The 19,447-nt window shown below is 47.8% G+C and carries 12 protein-coding genes; 4 read left to right on the top strand and 8 right to left on the bottom strand.

From position 1 onward, the window contains the following. Positions 1–34: 34 nt before the first annotated feature. Positions 35–2,317 carry a formate C-acetyltransferase gene (gene pflB / locus JYB87_RS10895; RefSeq protein WP_207353526.1) on the bottom strand — a complete coding sequence of 761 codons (2,283 nt, stop codon included), beginning with the start codon at positions 2,315–2,317 and terminating at the stop codon, positions 35–37. A 984-nt stretch (positions 2,318–3,301) separates the two neighbouring features. Here pflB and focA point away from each other — a divergent pair. Then, positions 3,302–4,201 carry a formate transporter FocA gene (gene focA / locus JYB87_RS10890; RefSeq protein WP_207353525.1) on the top strand — a complete coding sequence of 300 codons (900 nt, stop codon included), beginning with the start codon at positions 3,302–3,304 and terminating at the stop codon, positions 4,199–4,201. 468 nt (positions 4,202–4,669) lie between these two features. Next, positions 4,670–6,100: a GGDEF domain-containing protein gene (locus JYB87_RS10885; protein WP_207353524.1), complete on the top strand. Its 1,431-nt coding sequence runs from the start codon at positions 4,670–4,672 to the stop codon at positions 6,098–6,100. Between the two features lie 96 nt (positions 6,101–6,196). Here the strand turns inward: JYB87_RS10885 and JYB87_RS10880 are convergent, their stop codons facing one another. Beyond that, positions 6,197–7,465, bottom strand: a complete 1,269-nt coding sequence (locus tag JYB87_RS10880; protein ID WP_207353523.1) for an O-acetylhomoserine aminocarboxypropyltransferase/cysteine synthase family protein — start codon at positions 7,463–7,465, stop codon at positions 6,197–6,199. 113 nt (positions 7,466–7,578) lie between these two features. Next, complete coding sequence (locus JYB87_RS10875) at positions 7,579–8,331, bottom strand: MipA/OmpV family protein (RefSeq protein WP_207353522.1); 753 nt, start codon at positions 8,329–8,331, stop codon at positions 7,579–7,581. Positions 8,332–8,528: 197 nt separating this feature from the next. Here JYB87_RS10875 and gstA point away from each other — a divergent pair, with 197 nt between their 5' ends. Continuing rightward, the gene (gene gstA, locus JYB87_RS10870) at positions 8,529–9,134 is read left to right on the top strand and encodes a glutathione transferase GstA (RefSeq protein ID WP_207353521.1); all 606 of its coding nucleotides are present in this window, start codon (positions 8,529–8,531) and stop codon (positions 9,132–9,134) included. Between the two features lie 60 nt (positions 9,135–9,194). Here the strand turns inward: gstA and JYB87_RS10865 are convergent, their stop codons facing one another. The 5 genes from JYB87_RS10865 to JYB87_RS10845 form a co-directional block, all read right to left on the bottom strand. After that, positions 9,195–9,908 (bottom strand): YczE/YyaS/YitT family protein, encoded by a 714-nt coding sequence (locus tag JYB87_RS10865; RefSeq protein WP_207353520.1) that lies wholly within the window; start codon positions 9,906–9,908, stop codon positions 9,195–9,197. 432 nt (positions 9,909–10,340) lie between these two features. Further along, entirely contained in the window at positions 10,341–11,834 is a 1,494-nt protein-coding gene (locus JYB87_RS10860) for a S10 family peptidase (protein WP_207353519.1), read from the bottom strand. 239 nt (positions 11,835–12,073) lie between these two features. Then, positions 12,074–14,497 (bottom strand): outer membrane beta-barrel protein, encoded by a 2,424-nt coding sequence (locus JYB87_RS10855; RefSeq protein WP_207353518.1) that lies wholly within the window; start codon positions 14,495–14,497, stop codon positions 12,074–12,076. A 480-nt stretch (positions 14,498–14,977) separates the two neighbouring features. Beyond that, complete coding sequence (locus tag JYB87_RS10850; protein ID WP_207353517.1) at positions 14,978–15,451, bottom strand: hypothetical protein; 474 nt, start codon at positions 15,449–15,451, stop codon at positions 14,978–14,980. A 233-nt stretch (positions 15,452–15,684) separates the two neighbouring features. Continuing rightward, entirely contained in the window at positions 15,685–17,010 is a 1,326-nt protein-coding gene (locus JYB87_RS10845; RefSeq protein ID WP_207353516.1) for an MFS transporter, read from the bottom strand. A gap of 306 nt (positions 17,011–17,316) precedes the next feature. On the opposite strand from JYB87_RS10845, the gene JYB87_RS10840 reads away from it, so the two are divergent. Then, a complete protein-coding gene (locus JYB87_RS10840) occupies positions 17,317–19,389 on the top strand; it encodes a TonB-dependent receptor (protein ID WP_207356674.1) in 2,073 nt (690 codons plus the stop codon). Positions 19,390–19,447: the final 58 nt, after the last annotated feature.

Raw genomic sequence — 19,447 nt, 5'->3', positions numbered from 1 at the left:
AAAGGCTGCAGTGTGGTCACTGCAGCCTTCGGGATTAAATAGACTGGGTGAAAGTACGGGTGATTACGTCCCGTTGTTGTTCTGGGGTCAGTGAGTTAAAGCGCACTGCGTAACCAGATACACGGATAGTTAACTGTGGATATTTATCAGGGTTAGCTACCGCATCTTCCAACATTTCACGATTCATCACGTTCACGTTGAGGTGCTGACCGCCTTCATGGCCTGGCTTATGGGCAAAATAACCATCCATCAACGCAGCAAGGTTACTGCGGCGAGCGGAGTCATCTTTACCCAGTGCATTTGGCACGATAGAGAAGGTGTAAGAGATACCATCTTGAGCGTGAGCAAACGGCAGTTTAGCGACTGATGTCAAAGATGCAACCGCACCTTTCTCATCACGACCGTGCATTGGGTTTGCACCTGGTGCAAATGGTGCACCTGCACGACGACCGTCTGGGGTGTTACCAGTCTTCTTACCGTACACAACGTTAGAAGTGATGGTTAGGATTGACTGAGTTGGAATCGCGTTGCGGTACATTTTCTTATCGCGGATCTTGGCCATAAAGCGCTCAACCAAGTCACATGCAATATCGTCAACGCGTGCATCGTTGTTACCAAATTTTGGATAATCGCCTTCGATTTCGAAGTCTACAGCGATACCGTCTTCATCACGTACAGGCTTAACTTTGGCGTACTTGATAGCAGATAGAGAGTCAGCCGCGATAGACAGACCTGCGATACCACAAGCCATGGTACGGCGTACGTCACGGTCATGCAGTGCCATCAGCGCAGCTTCATAGCTGTACTTGTCGTGCATGTAGTGAATCACGTTCAGCGCGGTGACATATTGGTCAGCCAACCAGCCCATCATGGTGTCTAAGCGAGACAGTACTTCGTCGTAATCCAACACTTCAGCAGTGATTGCACCCAGTTTTGGACCGATTTGCGTTTTCAGTTTTTCGTCAACACCGCCGTTGATTGTATACAACAGGGTTTTTGCTAAGTTGGCACGAGCACCGAAGAACTGCATTTGTTTACCAATAATCATTGGACTCACGCAGCAAGCGATACCGTAGTCGTCTGATTCGAAATCAGGACGCATCAGATCATCGTTTTCGTACTGGATTGAGCTGGTGTCGATAGACACTTTGGCACAGTACTTTTTAAAGCCTTCTGGCAATGCATCTGACCACAAAACAGTGATGTTTGGCTCTGGGCTAGGACCCATGTTGTACAGGGTGTGCAGGAAGCGGAAGCTGTTTTTTGTCACCAGCGTACGGCCATCTAAGCCCATACCACCGATAGATTCAGTTGCCCAGATTGGGTCGCCAGAGAACAGTTCGTCGTACTCTGGTGTGCGCAGGAAACGCACCATACGCAGTTTCATGACGAAATGGTCGATCATCTCTTGTGCTTGTTCTTCAGTGATCACGCCTTTTTTCAGATCGCGTTCGATATAAGCATCTAAGAAAGAAGAGGTGCGGCCTAAAGACATTGCAGCGCCGTTTTGGCTCTTTACTGCAGCGAGGTAACCGAAGTAAGTCCACTGAATCGCTTCTTTAGCATTGGTGGCTGGGCCAGAGATATCTAGACCATATTTAGCCGCCATTTTTTTCATTTGACCCAATGCGCGATGTTGTTCAGCAATCTCTTCACGCAATTGGATAACGTTTTGCAGATCTTCACCCGCTTCCATTTGAGCTTGCAGTGAACCGAACTGGGCATACTTATCTTTCATCAAGTAATTGATACCGTACAGTGCAACGCGACGGTAGTCACCGATAATACGACCACGGCCATAAGCGTCAGGCAGACCGGTCAATACACCTGATTTACGGCAAGCCAGAATTTCTGGTGTGTAAACGTCAAATACCCCAGCGTTGTGTGTCTTACGCAGATCTGAGTAGATGTAGTTCAGTTGTGGGTCTAATTCGCGGTCATACGCTTTGCATGAACCTTCGATCATGCGAATACCACCGTTAGGCAACAGTGCGCGTTTCAGTGGCGCTTCAGTTTGCAAGCCAACGATAGTTTCTAAATCTTTTACAATGTAACCCGCGTCATGAGAATCGATGGTAGATACTTTGTCAGTATCAAAGTCGACAGGCGCGTGAGTGCTGTTTTCCAGCTTGATGCCTTCCATCACTTTGTCCCACAAAGTGATGGTAGCTGCGGTAGGACCTGCTAAGAACGCTTCGTCACCCTCGTAAGGAGTGTAGTTTTTCTGGATAAAATCACGAACGTTAACTTCAGATTTCCAGTCACCAGGAACAAACCCTTCCCATGCCTTTTGGAACAGATCAGTTGTTTCGGTCATCTTACTTCACCTTTTCGTTGATAAAGTTGGCGGGATTATGGGCCTGTCTGATTCCACGGGCCGTTAACCCCTTTTATTTAGCAGAACCCCGGTACTATGGATTGTTTTGACCGGGATATTATTGCCGTTCAATCTGCATAATCCTGATTATATGCCTTGGTAAACACCTTAATCAGAATTGGTAAGACCAATTGTCCATAGAGATATTAACACAATCTTTTTTGCCGCCCCACAGATTAAACACTGATAAGTACTACTTAATGCTGAAATTGTTACAGGCGTATCAATTTTGACGCAATTAAGAGCTTGGTCGCCCCAAAATGACACGATATTTTTCTTACAAAATGTAGTTAAATTACGAAATTAAAAACAGGCGATAGCTAGTCTGAATATTGGTCAGTTGGCGGATTTAATGGCCTAAAACGTCACGTTTATCGTGAGTTACGAGATTATTTGTACAATTTTCAAACGTTCTGCACCATTCTGAGTAATGCGATTGTCTGGTTGTACCAGTGAGTCTTTTTGATGAGCCGCGTGTATTTTGGGGGCCATTAAAACAGAAGTTATGCAAAGTGCTAATATATCGTTCAGCGCAAGTGGAATAAGGGTGTTTAGACTTTAGTCTAATATTCGTGGTCTTCTCAATCGCTTTTTTAGGTATCAAAACTGAAATCTTCATACAATTTGCGAGTGATCAAAAACTGCCCGATAGATGATCGTGCTTTGTGCATTCCTCAAAAAGATGATGGAACTGAGATCTAGCTAACATCTTTTTATTGGTAAAATTGATTTTCCAATTGTGACAGCGCCAAATATAGCACCAGCTGTGATGTAGTTTTGCAATTTCTGTATGTAAATCAGATGTTTCAAAAATGTTGCAATTATACTTTAGTGCTGTCGAATAAACGCCAGTAGCAGAGGCAAGTTGTTGAACAAAAAACAGTTGTTCTCAGTGCCTGTAGACGCTCCCAAGAGGTAGTAAAAATGAAGCCGTTTTCTGACCATTTGCAAAATGTCATCCAAAGTGGTGAAGCTAAAGTGAATAAAAATTCGCTACATCGCATAGCACAGTCTGTGTATGCCGGATTTTTTATTGGCTTAGCCTTTGTTTTCTATATCACGGTGACCACAGGCACTAAGGAAGCACATTGGGGCGTTATTCATCTGCTCGGTGGTACTGTGTTCAGCCTTGGGCTGATTTTAGTGGTGTTATTTGGTATGGAGCTGTTTACCAGCACCGTACTGACCGCAGTGGCCTGTGTTCAAGGGCGGGTGAGCGTATCTCGCATGTTAGTATGCTGGGCTGAAGTGTACGTTGGTAACGCGATTGGGGCGTTAATTCTGGTTGGATTAGTCTCAGGCGCCGGCTTAAATCTAGTCGCTGGCGGTGACTGGGGAATGAACGTCATTGGCGTATCACTGCACAAGTTACATCACACCTGGAGCCAAGCATTTTTCTTAGGCATGTTGTGTAACATCATGGTGTGTCTCGGTGTATGGCTATCTTATATGTCAAAACAACCAGGGACTAAGGCGTTGTTGATGATTATGCCAGTAGCGCTGTTTGTTTCGACCGGTTTTGAGCACAGCATCGCTAACATGTTTATGTTGCCGCTCGGATTGGTGTTTAAAGATGCGATTCCGATGGAATTTCTGTTAGCGCATGGTTACACCGCAGAAACGCTCGAAGCGCTGAATATCAGTCATGTGATTATGGCGAATATTATTCCAGTCACCTTAGGCAATATTGCCGGTGGCGCATTCTTTATCGGGTTAGGATTGCTGGGTGTTGAAAAATTGTCTGGCGCGCAAAGTGATGTCAGCCATGCCACTGACCTCAATGATGATGACGCATCGCAAGTGACAGCAGCCTCCGTCGATTAACGGTTAATTCCACTCAAGATTGTTTGAAATACCGCTTCTCGATGAAGCGGTATTTTTTTACGCATTGCGGAGGCTAATTGTAGCTTGTTCATCCTGTTTTTTTATTCAAATAACTTACTGAAATTCTGCGGCTATTTTGCCAGCGCTGAGCGCGATAATTTGCTGTGCTTCAAACATTGTACTGCGGCGGTTAGTTAAACTCGCGTTTCACAACATCATCTCGAATCACCCACATTCCTTTGATGACAGCAGCGGCTAATCATTAGATGGATGCGAGCATTCTGTGGCCTGGGTGATGGGGAGTATTGCCCGCAACAACTGGGATGAAAATCAGAAAAACCAATTTATTGGGTAAAGACTAAGTGAAATTTGAAAAGGTTATATACTTAACAAGGTTCACTGATCTTCGTAGGTTGGTGATTTTTGTAGGCGTTTGCAGCTTGCAGACGGTTAACAGAGGATCTCACTTTGAGACTAACGCGAAAGGTCTTTAGCGATTTGGCCATATTTATGGGCATCTTTGGCTTCATGATCGGCACGGTATTTCCATTTTTTGTCACACTACTCGGCGTGCCGTCCGACTATGTACTGACGTTGCCATTTTTTATTGCCTGTATTTCTGCGGGGCTTATCGCAGGGGGAGTGAACTATTATTTGGCGCGTAAAGTTGTGGGGTCTCGGCTGATTATCTTGAGTAATGTTGGGCGGCATATGCGCTCATTGGCTGAAACTATGCGCCGCGGCATTCATCAAGCAGATGAAGAAGAACTCACCGTTATGCTCAGCACCGAAGAGTTATGCGGTAAAATGGGTTGCCAAATTGAAGTCGATTCAGACGACGAGTTTGGTGAGAGTGCCACCGCATTTAACCTGTTAGCGCAAACCCTCAGCCGTACCATTATTACTGAACGCGCCGCGCACTCCTTTTCTAATATGTTGGCGACCCAGCTCGATATTGAGCCATTAGCCGATAAAGCGATCCGTAAACTCATGCTCTATACCAATTCGGTTGGGGGCTTACTCGCCGTGGTTGAGCATGGCGAATTAGAAACGGTTGCCTGTCACGTGATCAGTGATGTGCACAGTGTGTTGCGAAGTGACTACGTCAAAGAAGCAATCAATAGTGGTGAAACCCAGATTATTCGTTTACCCAAAAATGCTGAAATCGTGCTGAATCATGTAATTGGTGAACACAATACTAAGTATGTCATTGTGGACCCGATTGTTTATAAAGGGGTGTCACTTGGTGTGATTGTGTTAGCCGCGGAGAAGGATTACGACGAAGAGGTCATTCACCGAATTAGCATTCTGCGTATCGGATTAGGACTAGCGCTCAATAACTCATTGACGCATGGCCGGATGCGACTGCTGGCCACTCAAGACCCGTTAACTGGTGTTTATAATCGTGGTTTCGGTGCTAAGCGTTTGAATGAAGAGTTCCAACGCGCGGTACGTGGCGATTCGCCTCTCGGGGTCATTCTGTTTGATATCGATGATTTTAAAGTGATTAACGACACTTATGGCCACCTAATTGGCGATCGCGTGTTGATAGGCGTAGTGAAGAGCGTTCGCAGTGTGCTGCGTGAAGGGGATATTCTCACGCGCTACGGTGGCGAAGAGTTTTTGGTGGTGTTGCCTGGTGCGTCTTCAGTGGATGTCGCCCAAATGGGCGAACGGATTCGCCATGCGGTAAAAGACATGCAATTGGTTGAAGGCTCGCAGTCGATTCACGTAACCATCAGTCTTGGGGGCGTGTCGCATCCAGAACTTAACGTATCGCAAGAAGATGTGTTGATTCGTCATGCCGATGAAGCCTTGTATCGCGCTAAGGGCGCGGGTAAAGATCGCATCGAGATGGATAAGAGTGGCTTTAAGCCGCTACTTAACTCGGTCAATTAGCCCGAGCCTTTGTTCGCTCATCCAATGAAAAAAGCGCGTTAATAAACGCGCTTTTTGCTATTTTGTTTTGTGTTCGGCCTGAGTTAACTCAACGGGTTAGGCATGCAGTGCTTTGTCTAGGTCCGCTAAAATATCATCGATATGCTCGATGCCGATAGAGAGGCGGATCATCTCAGGTTTGACTCCAGCTTGCGCTTGCTCATGCGGCTCCATCTGACGGTGAGTGGTTGAAGCCGGATGACACGCTAATGATTTCGCATCGCCGATGTTGACCAAGCGTTTAATCATCTGCAGTGCATCATAGAAACGTACACCTGCTTCATAGCCATCTTTAAGGCCGAACGACAAAATGGCCGATGGTTTACCATTCATATATTTTTGCGCCAACGCATAGTAGGGTGAATCGGCTAAACCACCGTAGCTGACCCAACTCACTTTGTCGTGGTTACGCAGGAATTTCGCCACTTTCATCGCGTTTTCACAGTGGCGCTCCATTCGTAGCGGCAAGGTTTCAATGCCTTGCAGCAACATAAAGGCCGCCATGGGCGACAGGGCTGAGCCAGTATTTCGCAGTGGTACAGTGCGCGCCCGCGCGATAAAGGCGGCTGGGCCGAAGGTGTCGTTGTACACCACGCCATGATAGGAAGGTTCAGGTTGGCTAAATTGCGGGAATCTCGCCGCATTTTCTGCCCATGGGAATTTACCGCTATCAACGATCACTCCGCCAAGCGTGGTGCCATGGCCGCCGACATATTTGGTAATGGAGTGCACCACGATATCGGCGCCAAATTGAATCGGCTTACATAAGATGGGGCTTGCCACGGTATTATCGACTACCACCGGAACGCCTTTGGCGTGAGCCAGTTCAGCAATTTTCGCTAAATCGACAATATTGCCTGCAGGGTTACCAATCGATTCGCAATAAACCGCTTTGGTTTTGTCATCAATCAGCGCCGCCAGACTTTCAGGTTTGTCATCTTTGGCAAACTTCACCGCAATGCCTTGGCTTGGCAACATGTGGGCAAACAGGGTGTAAGTGCCACCGTAAAGCTGCGGCGTAGAAACAATATTATCGCCTGCTTTGGCGAGCGTTAGCATGGCGTAATTGATGGCGGCACTACCCGCACTTACGACGACAGCTCCAATGCCACCTTCAAGCGCAGCAAGGCGCTTTTCAAGCACATCATTGGTGGGGTTCATAATGCGGGTATAGATGTTACCCGGCACTTCAAGGTTGAACAGATCCGCACCATGTTGGGCACTATCGAATTCGTAGGCAACCGTTTGAAAAATCGGAACCGCGACCGATTTTGTGGTGGGATCTGTTTCGTAACCGTAGTGAATTGCGAGGGTTTCATCTTTCATGAGCTGACTCCGTTTTCAATTAATGGCTTATAGAAGCACATTGATTGAAAACGCAAAAGTGAGCCAGATCAAAGCCATCACATTTTCATTAGCCGATTTTGCACATAACTCAGTTAAAACTGATATACCACGCTGAAAAAGGTCGAGAACAAACCATCGCGGCCTGCCATAGGGCTATCGCTAATTTCACTGTCCAGCCAAGTATAACGTACGGCGGCGTTGGTCATTAATGACTTAGTGACACGATAGTTCATGCTCAGATTCAGGTATGGTGAAACGCTGGCACTGGCTTCATATTGGCTCAAATTCGCCGTTAGAGCCTCACGCTGACTAACGCCATAGTAGTACTGATTGAATTTGCTGTTTTGCCAGTCGATGCCCACACTCGGGGTCACGCTGATTTGCGAGGTGAGCGTGAGTGGATAGCCATAGCTCAGATTGGCTTGCAAACCACCGTCAGTTTCATCAGCGGCATCCATGTGGAATGAAGCATTAACTTGACCGTATTCATTACGCAGTTGATAGCGCGCGCCAAACAGTACAGTGCTGTGGCGCTTATCGAGCAATTTGAGCTGCGTATTATCGGTATCGTCTGGGTCAAAGTTGCGTGGAGAGTAGGTAATATCTAATGACACACGTTGTTGTTTGTCTTTGAACAGGTAATAGCCAGCAGAAAGCCCTCTGAAATAGAAATCGTCACTTTCGTAACTGATCATTGGGATTGGCAACACCAGATTGTCATAGTCTTTATACACATATTGCGATAACCCTATAGCACCACCCACGCCAAGTTGCGATTGCGCCAAAGCGGGCAGGGCAACACTATTACCGGCAACTATCAGGGCTAACATTTTCCATTGCTTCATGTGAGGCTCCTTGAATTTAAACGCGATTTTTTACGAGTATACCTTGTTTTAGTTGAACATTAGCTGGTGGCAATTATTGGCCGCAGCATAATTAAGCAAATAATGTTGTAAACGGCATACTTACTTTGAGGTAAGTACTTCCTTTGCAATACGAGATGAATAGACTGAGATTTCTCATAACCAAAGAAGTACGCGAGATGAAACTTTACTATACCCCTGGTGCCTGCTCGATGGCCCCTCACATTGTGCTGAAAGAACTTGGCTTACCCTACAGTTTAGAGCGAGTTGATCTGGCAACACGTAAAACTGAAAGTGGTGAAGATTATCTGCAAGTTAACTCTAAAGGTTATATTCCAGCGTTGGTTGCGCAAGATGGTACCGTGCTTACTGAAGGTATTGTAATTTCGCAATTTTTAGCTGACCTTAAACCAGAATCACGCTTGATGCCAACAGCGGGTATGGGACGTTACCTGCTGCAAAGTTTGTTGGTGTATATTTCAACTGAAATTCATAAACCGATGGGCGCCATGTTCAACCCTAACATGGTTGAAGCGACACGTGAGTCGACCCAAGCCTTGCTGAGCAAACGCTTAGATTGGATTGTGACTGAACAGTTAGGCGCCAACGCTTATCTGCAAGGTGACAACTTCACTATTGCCGATGCTTACCTGTTTACCGTACTCGGTTGGGCGGGGCTGGTTAAATTTGATTTGTCGCCATGGCCAAGTTTACAAGCCTATTGTGGCCGTGTTGCTGCGCGGCCTGCGGTACAAGCCGCTATGAAGGAAGAAGGATTAATTTAATCTCTTCTGCAATTAAAAAACGCCCTTTGAAGGGCGTTTTTTGTTATTGCTCGTTGTGGGTTATCGCTCAGTCGATTCGGATAACGCAGTCTGTTGTACTTGGTGCGGTTCAGGTTCATCACTGGCCGGAAAGTAACGGTCTATAAAGCTAAATCGAATCACAAATTGTTTGACGAGGTAACCTACCAGTAACGCCGCGACGATGGTGCCTTCACGGATCCCGACTAACTCGCCAAAAATAATAACGGAAGCGATAAGCCCACAAATCACCATACCGCTATCGACGCTGATTTTTACTCGGCCAAACTCGCTCTGCAGCAAATCGGCAATAGTCACTGATAGGCCTTCACCGGGAAGATAAGTGAGGTTAGCTTTCACAATCAAGAACACGCCAAAGGCGATGACGGCGCAGCTTGCAATACAGGTCAGCAATTGACCCAGATAGCTTTCAAGGGAAAGCGTCTGCATCAGCCCGAGCGAAATATCGATGAAGTAGCCAAAAAATGAGGCCGCGACGAGTTGTAACAGCTGCAGCGGACGATAGCGGCGCTTCAGCAGAATGATTTGCAGCAGCACGATAAAGGCATTAAAAATAATGGTCAGTTCGCCTACGGTCAGTGAATAGTGCATGCTTAAAACATAAGGCACACAGGAGATAGGTGACACGCCTAAGTCTGCTTTTATCGACAGCGCAACACCAATTGCCATAATAAATAACCCAATGATAAATAGTGTTATTTTGTTAGCTAAATGGTGGCGTGAAATACGTTTCATGAAACTTCCTTTTCTACATCTGAGGTGTCAATTTGATCAATAACACCTTAAGCCCTAATTAACAGCCGAATAAAAAGCCCTAACACTCAGACGTTGAGTGCTATCAGCGGGCGGTTTTCCGAGAGTTGACCTTTCAGCGCGAAATGCGCAGTGCAAACGAGAATCGTTTGCCTGTAGTGTGCAGCGACAACTTAACCTGCGTATGCGAAGAGTATTGCGTAATTGCTAAGTACTTTTTGAGCCTGCTCCCAATGGATGGGGGCGACATCTGCGCTTGAAAGCGAGCATTTTCGGCCTAAATCTTATTGAAAACTTTGATCTTGACCGAAAAACTCAGCGAATTAACAGCATTCGCTAATCTTTGCTGGGCAGCACAGTCCAATTCAGCCTCAGCTGAATTGGACCGAGATGCATTGCGTCAATGCTAATCGATTAGTGCGAATAGAACTGATGGATATCGTCGGCAAGTTGTTTTAAATCAGGTTGATGTAGATACATCATATGCCCAGCTTGATAGTAGCTGCGCGTTACCCGAGAAAGATCAATACCATAGCGACCAAAGGTATATTCGCCATCAAAAAACGGCGTTGAATAATCGAAGTAGCCACTGGCCAACATAATTTTCATGCTTGGGTTTTTGCGCATCTCTTCTGATAGGGCGCGGGCACTGTTGACGTACATTGGCTCTTTGCCAATGCGGCGATCATAAACCCAGTTGTCGCTTACTTCGCGAGAACTCACTACATAGTTACGCGACCATTTGACTTGCAGATCGCTGGCAAAATAGTGGTTAAGCGCGGCGTTGTAGGCGGAAGATACAGCTACACTTGCAGCGTCATAGCGAGTTTTAACGTCGAAATCATCCAGCTCATCGTTGGTGTAACGCGAGTCTAAGCGCCCTACGCTAAGGCCTTCATCCGCTAACAAAAACTTCAAATGGCGGCTGCCCTGAATGCGCAGATTGGCACGTTTGACCATCTCCACCGGTAAGCCAGTGAAATAGGCCAATTTGTCTGCCACCGCGTTAAACTCTGCTTTAGGCAGTTGGCTACCTTTAAACAGCGCGGGAAGGTAAGTGTCGACGGCAAAGGCTTTTGCGTCAGCAACCAGTGCCTCTAAGCCAATGCTATTTTGATCGATTTTGTGGTGATACCACGCTGTTGCCGCCATGGTCGGCAGATAGGTCACAAAAGAGATCATATTGTCTGGCGCTGGCGTGCTGCCTTCGTAATCCAGCGCTTGGCTGATTAAAATCAGGCCATTCATTCTTACTGGATTGCTGCTGTCATCCAAAAACGGTTGCATAGCCGCGGCACGGGTGGTGCCGTAACTTTCACCCGCAATATATTTTGCTGAATTCCAACGGTTATTTTTGGCAATCCAAGTTTTCACTATTTGACTGACCGTTTTGGCATCCTCGGCCATGCCCCACACATCTGCGGCACTGCCTTTGCCCGCCAACTTACTAAAGCCAGTACCAATCGGATCGATAAATACCAGATCGGTTTTGTCGAGCGGGCTTAACGGGTTATCAAGCAATTGAAAAGGGGCATTGCCTGCGTCCTTCGCATCACTTGGCACTGACACAATTTTCGGACCAAACAAGCCCATATGTAACCAGATTGACGCTGATCCAGGGCCACCATTAAATACAAATGTCACCGGGCGATTCTGATTAGTGTCGGCAACATAAGCCGTGGTCACCGCATCACCAATAACATCACCTTTCGCGTTATACAGGTGCATATTGCTGACGGTGGCGCTATAGCTAATGGTTTCGCCGTGAAATTTGCCTTTGTGTTGGGTCACAAAGGATTCGATTTGTGGCACTTCCAAGCCTGTTTGCGCGGTGTTAGGCACGGCGTCGGTTGCTGCCAACGCGGGAAAGCCGCTAAGTAAGCAGCTAATAAGCAAGAGTTTCTTCATGGTGAGGTCCTGAGTATGCTGAATGTCACCTTGGGGTGCCAGCATGTTGTTATTTTGTTGCGATGTTCAAGGGGTCATCATACGGCTTAAACTGCAGGTTTTTAAGGAGTCTATCGCCCCAAATTTGCATCGAAATATGTCAGCCTTGCTGCCGCAATTGGGTGAAAAAATAAGGCAAACTCGGCTGAGTTTGCCTTAACAGATGATGCCTTGTGGCGTCATTTTTACGCGAGGTTCGCTTAGTAGTTAAAAATCACCGACAGCCGCGCAGTGCTACCGCTGTACAGATTGTTGACCACGCGGCTCTTTTCGCCTTGATAGGAGCGATCGGGATGATTGAGCAGATTGCTGACGCTGAGTTTGGTGCTCCAACGTTTATCAAACTTCCACGTGAAGGATTGATCCCAGCTTAACACCGCTTCCCTAATGGTATCCTGCGCTGCAGATTGGCCTACGTCATCTAATGCCTTGCTTTGCCAACTGAATTGCGAGGCGTACTGCCAATATTCGTCAGCTAAGGTTAGATTGAGAGCCAGTCGATGTTCGGCGCGCTCTGGCATCCAAATCTTACGATCTTGCAAGTTGGCTTCTGAATCCGAATAGATATATGCCAGTTGCAAATTCGCGCTACTAATCGCCGGCAGGCTAAAGCCTTGACGCCAATAGGCCTGAAGCCCTTGAATGTAACCATCTTTACCGTTTTCTACTCGGCTCACATCGTAGATAACCCCATCCAGTGGCTCAGTGGTCACGGAGTCATAGAAGAAATTTTCCACTTTGTTGTAGTACAGTCCGGCTGACAGTTGGCCATTGTCTGCATACTGATAATCCAGACCAGCGTAGTAATTCTGGATTGAGGTTGGCTCAAGATCAGGTGAGCCTTCCGACACTGTGCGCATTGGTGGATTGATACGACGATAGCGAACGGTATCAAAATACTGTGGTCGCATTAGTTGTTCAAAATAGGCCACTTTAACCCGCAAATCGGAACTGAGTTTGTAGCGTAACTCCATTGACGGCAGCAGATGCTGATAGCTGTTATGGCCTTCGACAAATGCGGCATCAAAGCTATCAAAGGTTTCTGCGACTTGAACGCCCTCAATTTCCAACTCGGTGATCGGCTCGCCTTGCGCCCAGATCTCTGCTTCTGGTGGACCACTAATGGCTCCGCGGGTATCGGTTTTGGTTTTTTCTAAACGTAAACCTGCGCGCCAAAACCAACGACTGAGTTGCTGATAGGCGTTGAAGTAGGCCGATGTGACGGTTTCTTCACTGGTATACAGGTTTTGAGTGGATTCTAAGAAGGACTGACCTAAATCGATGCCAAATTGTTGCTCTCTATTAGCGCTAAAATAGCCTTCACCAAGGGCGGTGTCCATGCCAACGGGCAACGGATACTGGCCATCGATGATCGTTTCAGCCTGATTGTTGCCGGTGAGTTGATCTAAGGTGAACTGATCGTCTGTGGCGTTATATACGCGTGTTTCGTTGCTGTTATCGCGGGTTTTATTACGCCAAGCAACGCCTGCACCCAACCAAATATCATTGCCACTGAGGGTGATTTTTCTATCCCAATCCAGCAGCAATGCGTAATCAGTATCGGTTGTGGTGGTGTAGGATGGCCGATAGTTGGCAAAGGTCGCACCACTGACATCAAACAGGTCTAGTTCGCTGACATTGGATTCAGGCAGATAACGATCTTCGATGTTGTAACTGGCCGCTAAACCGCGATCAAAGAAGTTCCATGGCAGCCAAGCTGAGCTATTGCGCCAACGGCTGTAATAGGCGCCGACTTCAGTTGAGCCTTTGTCTTGATCGAGACTAAAGCCCAAACGATGCCGGTTAATATCCCGTGCGGTTTTGGTTTCGTGAAAATAGCGCCGAATACGGCTGTTATCGATACTGGCGGAACTGATAGTGCTGCCATCACTGGCTAATTGCAGATCCGACAGGGTGCCGACCCCGTGCTGAAACTCCAAACGGTTACGGGTTGCAAGATCGTCGTAATTGACCGACAGACCTTCGTAGGTCAGCAGCATATCCTCTTGTAACTGATAGTCTGCACGCCAGCTGGTATTGATGCTGGTGGTATCAAAGGTGTCTTGGCTGTACCGCGGGAACCCCAGCAAAAACACTTCATTGTCCGATAATGTCGGCTCGGACATCGCCAACCAACGGGCTTGGTAGAGATCCACATTGCGCTCAGAGGCGTTACGTTGCGCGCTAAATTGCAGCGTCAGTGCACCAAAACTTTTACCTAGGTTCAGGCTGCCACCGGGTACCACTTCTTCGGCATACTGCTGATAATTGAGATTGCCTTCAAGCCGCATCGATTCAGTGTCTGCGCGCCCAGTTGGCATACTGAAATGGGCGCGAAAATCGACCCCTTCCGCGTCAAAGGTAGCGCCGTAAACATCGCCAGGTGCTTCTAGTAACTGATACTCTGAAGCGATAGGGTTACGCTTCAGGAGAATGCGGTCCCGTTCACGGGAACTTTGGTTGGTGGCATCTTCGCCTGACTTGGTGGCAGTTGCCGCAAGCGTTGGCAAACTGGGTAACGCCAGCAGCCACAAGGCTGTGGTCACCGCACGACAAATCAGATGGGGCTTAAAGCGCGTGGGGGGCTTTGGGCCACGTGGGCCAGTGCTTATTGTGTTTATCATCAGAAACCTTAAAAAGTACTCAACAGCCAACTTCTTAAGATAACGGTGCACGTCGCTGGGTGGCGCAATTAAGCGTGAATTACGTTAGTTACGCCAAGTAGGGGACCCTTTGCCATCGCAATTCGTTATCAATGTTGTTGTTATTTATGGCTAAAAAATTTTTATATTTATATGTCACCACTATTGTTATCAGTACATGCTGCCGACTTCTTCAACACTTCGACCAAGGTGACTGTTGGTGCTAAAACTGAGAAATCGCTCAGTTACTCTACTTTGATTTACATTTGTTTGAAAATAGCTAACTTCTCATTAACATTGGTATGATGTTTGGCTATAAATAATGCTTAATTATTTGACATTTATTTTGAGAAATGTGTAATTTTTCAGGGGTATTTTAGGGATAAGTTAACTTTGGCATGATTCATACCCATGGAGAAATTATGGGTTAACAAGTGCGGGGCTGGCTTAATGGTGTTTGTGTTAACTTTGCTTGGCACAGGGATAGAACCGCTGAAGTTGATGGCGGATCTGGTCGCGTTGTGATGGAGAAAACGGCTTGAGGTTGAGCAGTACTGGCAGTGGTTGCTGATTGCTTTTCATCAGCACATTACCGCGTTTGAGGAGGGTCAGTTGGCTGATTTCCTCGCGCGAAAATGATTGATGTAACTCGCCAAACTTGAAGGTTTTTATCGCATCTGCGCTGATTTCTATGGCAAATTCATCAATTCGACCAACACCTGCATTAAAGCAAAGTAACCAGACTGACACGGCGAAACATACAAGCAGTGGTATGGCTGCCGTCAGTAATTCTGTCGCCAGCTCCTCTGTGCCCGCTTGAAAATAGTGATAGGCGATGACGGGGGCAGCCCCAAGGAGGGTTAACAGCGGATAACGCAGCCGATATTTCACTGCACGCGAGCGGCTTTGATTAAATCTGACAGGCGCTTGATCCATTTTGTGTCGCTAGGTTGGTTGAATGTGGCTTTAGTCACGTTGAGTCAACATACACATACTAACAGTTACACCTTGAGTTCCAATGCAAATAATGTAACTGCATCTTCACTTGTGCGGAAGATATCTCGCACATCGCACATCGCACATCGCACATCGCACATCGCACATCGCACATCGCACATCGCACATCACACATCACACATCACACATCACACATCACACATCACATTAGGCTAAGGTTCACTCACATTCGGCAAGCGTTTGAGATAGCACACCGATAGCAAGGCGCTCATGCTCAGCAATAGCACAATCGCGTTGGCACCGAACCAATCTCCCAATAAGCCGATTAAGCCCCCGAATAGCATCAGGATGCCGATGCTCGTGTTTGACACCGCAACATAGGCAGCGCGGGTATCGCTGGTGGCCATATCGACCAAGAAAACTTTGCGGCCTAAGCGCACACCACTGTGCATGATATTAAGCAGCATAAACAACAGGGCAAAACCATATTCATTCAGTAGCCACGGCCATTGGGCGCGCACCCCAATAAAGGTAAATAGCCCTAAACAGCCCGCGCCTATTGCGCCTAAGATCATCACTTGCTTACTGGCTCTGTCGCCTAAATAACCCCAAAACGGCGCTGAAATACTGGTACCAAGTCCGTTGGCAACAATCAACGCCCCTAAGCCCATCAGTGCACTGTCTACATGCTGTTGTGCCAACAACACATAAAAAGGGGAGACTAGTGCCACCGACAGTAGCATTGCTCGTGCAATCACAAACTGGCGCAACATCTGATCCGTTTTGAGTAAAGCAATCTGTTGGATGGCAACACTCAGCGCATTGCCGCCTGCTTCGGTAACACCGGGTTGCTCTCTGATTTGATAAAACAGCAGGCAAGCGACTAACCATAAGCTGCCACCGCCTGTTAACAGCCAAGCAAAGATACTGAGCTCCGCATTAGCCAAGTTCAGTGACCCAAGGCTTAAGCCAATCATCAGCACGGCAATGCCCGAAATGGCGCTGCTTAACCCCATCAGCCGGCCTCGGCGGCTTTTAGAGATGGTCTTGCCGAGCACATCTTTGGCGGATACTGAGCAAAAGCCGCGGGCAATGCTGAAAATCACCAGCAGCGACAGCATCATGATCCCGGCGGTAGCACCTTCATAATTCAGCGCCGCCCACGCCATCCCAAAAAGGCTCAATGCCGATAACATCGCACCTACGAGCCACACATATTTGCGGATCGGCATGCGTCTGACGAGTGCCGCGACCATTAATTGCGGGATTAACACGCCCGCTTCACGAATGGGGACTAAAAAGCCGATCAACAGTGCGGGAACGCCGAGGGAGCCAAACAGCCATGGCAACAGCAGTTTTGCCGAGCCGATCTCATCGGCGATTTTGCCTAAACTATTGGCCGCCAGATAGGCGAAAAAATTACGGGGTTGGTCGTCGCAGGCCGCAGCGGGAATATCTTTACATACCCGTGCATCTTGTTCACCGGTAATGCGGTTGTAGAGCTGATTGAGCAAGTCAGAGTTGTGATTGCTGGCCATGCTGACTTTATCCTGATCGATTGCTTTGGCATCAATAGCCTACCAGTAATAAAACGGCGTGTTAAATAACCGCAGCGGGATAACAGCAGGCAAGTCAAACGGCTTGCTCTGTTTGCTGTCGATTGGGCGTTCACCGTACTAGCAAACGCGACAGGATAATTCTGTGAATTAACGGGGGTTTTGGCGCTGTTCGGCGTGGCTGCGACAATTTGCCGCAGTTATTGCGTGCAGCAGTCTCTCTATAATTAGCGCCAAATTTCACGGAGTTAACGAGCGTTCGTCTTGAATCATATAACATTTCCTAGTATGTGCGGCAGCACTCCACGTTATCTTGCCCTGTTGATCGCCTTTAGTTTTCCCGCCGCGGCTGATGACAGCATCGAACGCTTCGAAGTGATGGGTGATCAGGCGGTCCAACATCATAGTGCGCAATCCGTTGAGCAGTTATTAAAGCAGATGGGCGTTGATTTTTCGGCAGCAGGTGGAGTGTCTGCATTGCCGATTATCAATGGCATGATGGGCGATCGGATTAAGGTGCTCATCGATGGTAACGATATTACCGCTGCGTGTGCCAACCAGATGAATCCACCACTGAGTTATATTTCAGCCAACCAGATCAGCATGGCGCAAGTTATTGCTGGGGTGTCGCCTGTCAGTGCGGGTGGCGATAACACTGCTGGGGTGATCAGTGTGGCGGCGAGCCAACCGCTGTTCGCTGAAGATGAAACATTGAGTTGGCAGCAAGGCTATCTGTCGAGCCAATATCGCAGCGTAAATGATGCTATGGCGATTGGTGCTGGCGCGCGTGTTGCCAGTAAACAATGGTTATTGGATTATCGCGGCAGCTTTGAAGATGCCAACAGCTACCAAGATGGAAATGGCGATAAGGTCATCGACACTCTGTATCGCCGTCAAAACCATACCCTGAACGGCGCTTGGCGCGACGAGCAGCAAGTCATCAGCGTTAAGTTGACCCATCAATACATTCCATTTCAAGGTTTTGCCAATCAATACATGGACATGACCAACAACCGCAGCTACGGCGTTAATCTCGACTATCAGCGCGACTTCAGTGTGGGCGAGCTGCAGGCAAAACTGAATTGGCATGGCGTTAGCCATGAGATGGGCTTTTTCAGTTCCGAAAAGACTGGCATGATGCCGATGAAAACCGATGCAGATGATTACAGCTATGATCTGCGTTGGCGCCAGCCGCTGTTGCAGGATGGCACATTGCTGGTCGGTCATGAGTATCACCAGTTTACCATTGATGATATTTGGCCCGCTGTTGCAGGCTCAATGATGATGGGGCCGAACGACTACATCAATATCAATAATGGTCAGCGTCAACGCGTTGCACTGTTTGCCGAATTGGAAAAACCGCTGTCGCAACGATTGTGGGCATCGGCAGGCGTGCGCTATGAGCAAGTCACGACGGATACCGATAAAGTGCAGTCCTACAGCAGCATGGGCATGATGGGGATGCCAAATGTTGACTATCAAGCATCACAAGCGTTTAACGCAGCAGAGCGCAAGGTGACCGATAATCTGTGGGATGCGGTGCTGCAACTGCGCTATCAACTGGATGAGATGCAACAGCTGGAGTTGGGGCTGGCGCGCAAAAATCGAGCACCAAATTTATATGAGCGCTATAGCTGGGGCCGCGGGGTGATGGCATCCACCATGATTGGTTGGTTTGGTGATGGGAACGGCTATGTAGGCGATATCAACCTCAGCCCTGAAACCGCCTACACCGCCAGTGTTCAGTACAGCGTAAACCACAGCCACTGGCAATTCAGCAGCTCGTTTTGGTATAGCCGCGTGCAGGACTATATCGACGCCGAGGTGATTGGCAGCTTTAACCGCAGTGGGTTAGCGGGTGGCGAGCGTAATTTACTGCAGTTCAGTAATCTCGATGCTGTGCTTTACGGCTCGACTCTGAATGCGGTGGTGATGTTGACTGAGGGCGAATTCGGCGAATTTTCGTTAGCGGGCAAACTCAGCAGTACTGTGGGTGAGCGAGATGATGATAACCAGCCTTTGTATCAAATCAGCCCAGTGCAAACTGAGTTAGCGCTTGAACATCAGCTAGGCAGCGTGAAAAGTCGCCTCGGTTGGCAGTTTGTTGGCAGTAAAAAGCGCCTCGATAGCAACCGCTTGGAAAATCCAACCGCCAGTTACCATCTGTTAAATTTCAGCTCTGAGCTGAACTTGGCCAACCTGAGTATTCGCTTGGCGGTGGATAATCTGTTGGATGAGTATTACCAAATGCCGCTCGGTGGCGTGAGCTTGGCCGAGTATCGTGCCGATAACAGCCAAGGTTTTCAGCAGCTGGCTGGGCAAGGGCGCTCATTCAATCTCGGGGTGAGTTATCAATTTTGACGCTATTGTTGTGCTCAATCGAGGTCAATTTAGCGTAAGCTAGTCACAGCTACAGAGT

The organism is Shewanella avicenniae (genome assembly GCF_017354945.1).
GTDB classification, from domain to species: Bacteria; Pseudomonadota; Gammaproteobacteria; order Enterobacterales; family Shewanellaceae; genus Shewanella; species Shewanella avicenniae.
This window is presented reverse-complemented; position numbering and strand designations above follow the sequence as displayed.

Bases quoted from the DNA above. Each gene is read 5' to 3' on its own strand.
- pflB (WP_207353526.1), bottom strand. From the start codon at position 2,317: ATGACCGAAACAACTGATCTGTTCCAAAAGGCATGGGAAGGGTTTGTT.
- focA (WP_207353525.1), top strand. From the start codon at position 3,302: ATGAAGCCGTTTTCTGACCATTTGCAAAATGTCATCCAAAGTGGTGAA.
- JYB87_RS10880 (WP_207353523.1), bottom strand. From the start codon at position 7,465: ATGAAAGATGAAACCCTCGCAATTCACTACGGTTACGAAACAGATCCC.
- JYB87_RS10875 (WP_207353522.1), bottom strand. From the start codon at position 8,331: ATGAAGCAATGGAAAATGTTAGCCCTGATAGTTGCCGGTAATAGTGTT.
- gstA (WP_207353521.1), top strand. From the start codon at position 8,529: ATGAAACTTTACTATACCCCTGGTGCCTGCTCGATGGCCCCTCACATT.
- JYB87_RS10865 (WP_207353520.1), bottom strand. From the start codon at position 9,908: ATGAAACGTATTTCACGCCACCATTTAGCTAACAAAATAACACTATTT.
- JYB87_RS10860 (WP_207353519.1), bottom strand. From the start codon at position 11,834: ATGAAGAAACTCTTGCTTATTAGCTGCTTACTTAGCGGCTTTCCCGCG.
- JYB87_RS10855 (WP_207353518.1), bottom strand. From the start codon at position 14,497: ATGATAAACACAATAAGCACTGGCCCACGTGGCCCAAAGCCCCCCACG.
- JYB87_RS10850 (WP_207353517.1), bottom strand. From the start codon at position 15,451: ATGGATCAAGCGCCTGTCAGATTTAATCAAAGCCGCTCGCGTGCAGTG.
- JYB87_RS10845 (WP_207353516.1), bottom strand. From the start codon at position 17,010: ATGGCCAGCAATCACAACTCTGACTTGCTCAATCAGCTCTACAACCGC.
- JYB87_RS10840 (WP_207356674.1), top strand. From the start codon at position 17,317: ATGTGCGGCAGCACTCCACGTTATCTTGCCCTGTTGATCGCCTTTAGT.